This is a genomic window from Streptomyces alkaliphilus (assembly GCF_014141535.1).
Taxonomy (GTDB): Bacteria; Actinomycetota; Actinomycetes; order Streptomycetales; family Streptomycetaceae; genus Streptomyces; species Streptomyces alkaliphilus.
Genome location: NZ_VKHT01000647.1, coordinates 1 through 3,021, shown reverse-complemented (window position 1 = coordinate 3,021; position 3,021 = coordinate 1). Strand labels below are relative to the sequence as shown.

Here is a 3,021-nt window from a genome sequence, read left to right as displayed (position 1 = left end):
CCCCCTCCCCGCCCCTACACGGCCTCCGGGAACTCCGCCGGCATCGGCCGCAGCGACCGGGCGGGCAGGATCGGGCGGCAGGAGAGCGTGTAGCGAACGGCCACCGTGCCGCCCCCGCCGCCCATCCGGTCCACCACGTCCACGAGGAACCGCACGGGCCGCCCGGCGGCCAGCAGCGCCGCCCGGCGCTCCCGGTGCCGGCGGTCGGCCGGCCAGCCGTGCAGTGAGGAGGGGGAGGTCTCACCCTCCTCCGAGCCCGGGGTCTCGGCCAGCCGCCCGGCCCACTCCTGCAACCATCGCAACGCCAGGCGCGGGGAACCGACCGAACGACTCGCGAGCACCCACTCGCCCTGCGACTCCAGGCATCGGGCGATCACCTCGCACCGGAACGCGCCCGCCCTCATCGGCACCGCCCCCGGGAGACACACGGGGAAACGGCTCCCCGCACCCGGCCGCGCACGACCTCACAGCACCATTCCGAGATGATCTGATTTTCCTTCACTTTCGCTCCCCGCCAACCTTCCTCACCCTGCCGGGTGATTCCCGGTGAGTCATTCCCCTCCGTGACCAGAAAAACACGGAACGCGCGCTACCGGAAAAATTCGAGCCCCCGTCTCACGTGCCGGAAGAATCGAACACGCCGGCTTTCCGTCACCCGAAACCCCGAGCGATCCCGCGTGGCATCGGCGGCTCCCGGAAGGTTTGTACGCGCCCACCCGGGACACCGTCGTCGGTGTACACGCCCCGGCGTTCCCCTCCACCGGGGCGGCACCATTACCACCCACCGGGACGTACGACTTCCCTGTCGTGGAGCTCCGTTGAACGCGCCGGCGGGAGAGCCGGACGACACACGACGACGCAGGTCACGAAAGCGTGAGGCAGGACACGGGGAGTCGGTACTCAGCACACAGACCCTGCGGAGCCCTCGTTGGCCGGGAGCGAGGAGAATCCACCTGTGCTCAGAAGTCGGCGGTGTCGAGAGTGAAGTCGAGGGGTGGAGGAAGGCGCAGGGAGGCGGCAAGGGGGACTCGTCGGTGGGTTCGGTACTCATCACCCACCGGTTCGCTGAGCAGGATGGTCTCGGCCGTCGTCAGGTCCACCAGTAGGTACGCCGGAGTTCCGGCACGGGCGTAACCACGCCGCTTCGGACCCCGGTCCCGATCAGCGGTGGAGGACGAAGTGACTTCTCCGACCAGTACCACCGCGTCGGGGGCGTGGTACTCGGCCGAGGTCGCGAAGCTGCCCTTGGGAGCCACCACCACATCGGGGATGAAGCGATCGGGCCGCCCCCGCCCCGGGATCCGCAGGCCGACGCCGGTGTACACCCGCAACCGGGTGTCCACGGCGCCGAGCGTGATCCCACGCGCCACCTCGGCCACGGTCTCGCCGTGGCAACCGTCGGGCGGCGGGGAGACGTGCGTCTCGCCGTCGATCAGTTCCACCCGCCACCCCTCCGGCACGCCGGCGTTCCGCTCCTCGAAGTCCTCCGGCTCAGTGGTCGCGTCGTATCGCCGTGTTCCACTCGTCACGGGAACACTCTCCCGTCGCCGCCCGCCCCGGGGTGAGGAACGGGCGACCGGCGGCGTGAAATCCATGCGGACGGGTGACGGCTCCCCCATCTCACCGCCCTCATCACCGTCCCACGCCCCGACCGGTGGGCCCGGTGCGGCGTGGGAGCATCGGGGGATGCTCGACATCGGTTACGCGCTCTCCTCCCGCTACCCCGACCCGCCGCAGACCGACTACCGGCGGGCGGATGTGAAGGCGCTGCGCCACGACCTGTTCTCCGGGGACGTGTACCTGGCCGACACCGAGCGGGACGAGGAGTTGGCGACCGCGCGCGGCTGGGTGCCGGTGCTGGACTTCGCGTGGGCGCTGTGCGACATCGCCGAGCGCTTGGACCGGGACCCGATGGGGAGTCGGGCGGCCAAGCCGCAGCGGGCCGCGCTGGACTTCCCGGAGTCGGCGGACGTGTGGTTGTTCGTGCGGCGGTTCGGGCACGTGGAGATCGCGCCCGAGCACCCCTCGGCGGATCAGCCGACGCTCTCGGTGCTCCACTCCGAGCTGCGCCGCGAGGCGCGGGACTTCCTGCACGACCTGCTGGCGGACCTCGCCGACATGCACGAGGAGCTGGCCGACAACCCCGTGGTGTGGGACCTGCGGGCACGCTTCCCCCGGGTCTGAGCACGTCGGGCCGCCCGGGTCGGATACCCCGGCCGGGGCCGACACCGGCCGGTGAGGGACTCCGGCCCGGTCCCGGGCGCCTCCCGGTGCGGACGGGGCGTCGGGCGCACCCCGTCCCCGGCCGGCGCCCCGGCGATCGCCCGCCCCTCCGACCACTCGCTCCCCGAGGGTTCGGGCCGCCGATCCCGGCGCCGCCCGGGGCGACCGGCCCCCGCCCGGGTCCCCGGGGCCGGCGGCCCGGGGCCGTCAGGGCTCGACGCGCAACCCCAGGTGGGCGGCGAGGACGGGCGCGAGGTCGAGGAGCTGGGTCGGGGTGACGATCGCCCCGGCGAGGGCTTCCACGCCGCGCGCGATCTCCAGGCCGGTGACCCCGCGCAGGTCCACGTCCGTCATCCGCACGGCCGAGAGGTCCGCGCCGCGCACCTCGCAGCCCTCGAAGGAGACCCGCTCCAGCTTGGCCCCGCCGAAGTCGGGCTCGACCAGCACGCAGTTGACGAAGGCGACGTCGGTGAGGCCGGCCTGCCGGAAGTTGGCGTAGTCGATCTTCCCGCCCCGGAACACCACCCGGTTGAGTTCGGCCCCGAAGAACTGCGCGCCGCCGAGGCGGGCGTCGCGCCACTCCACGTCGCGCAGGGCGCCCTCCGCGAAGCCGACGCCCAGGCCGCGCACGTTCTCCAGCAGGGAGTCGACCAGACGGGCGCCGCGCAGCCGGGTCTCGTCCAGGACGCAGTCGCGCAGCAGGCATTCCAGGAAGGCGGCGCCGCCGCCGTCCTCGCCGGAGAGGTCGACGCCGGTGAACTCCTCCGCGTCGTGGTCGGAGCCGGGGCCGAGGTACGG

Annotated in this window: 4 protein-coding genes; 1 reads left to right on the top strand and 3 read right to left on the bottom strand. The window is 72.9% G+C overall.

The annotated features are described in order from the left end of the window. Positions 1 to 14: 14 nt before the first annotated feature. The gene (locus FNQ90_RS17945; protein ID WP_182607315.1) at positions 15 to 404 is read right to left on the bottom strand and encodes a hypothetical protein; all 390 of its coding nucleotides are present in this window, start codon (positions 402 to 404) and stop codon (positions 15 to 17) included. Between the two features lie 555 nt (positions 405 to 959). Continuing rightward, a complete protein-coding gene (locus FNQ90_RS17940; RefSeq protein ID WP_323380034.1) occupies positions 960 to 1,529 on the bottom strand; it encodes a Uma2 family endonuclease in 570 nt (189 codons plus the stop codon). Between the two features lie 157 nt (positions 1,530 to 1,686). Here FNQ90_RS17940 and FNQ90_RS17935 point away from each other — a divergent pair, with 157 nt between their 5' ends. Continuing rightward, positions 1,687 to 2,184 carry a hypothetical protein gene (locus FNQ90_RS17935; RefSeq protein ID WP_143623820.1) on the top strand — a complete coding sequence of 166 codons (498 nt, stop codon included), beginning with the start codon at positions 1,687 to 1,689 and terminating at the stop codon, positions 2,182 to 2,184. 246 nt (positions 2,185 to 2,430) lie between these two features. Here FNQ90_RS17935 and FNQ90_RS17930 read toward each other — a convergent pair. Beyond that, on the bottom strand, positions 2,431 to 3,021 hold a 591-nt coding region (locus FNQ90_RS17930), incomplete at its 5' end, for a pentapeptide repeat-containing protein (RefSeq protein ID WP_182607313.1).

Bases quoted from the DNA above. Each gene is read 5' to 3' on its own strand.
- FNQ90_RS17945 (WP_182607315.1), bottom strand. From the start codon at position 404: ATGAGGGCGGGCGCGTTCCGGTGCGAGGTGATCGCCCGATGCCTGGAG.
- FNQ90_RS17935 (WP_143623820.1), top strand. From the start codon at position 1,687: ATGCTCGACATCGGTTACGCGCTCTCCTCCCGCTACCCCGACCCGCCG.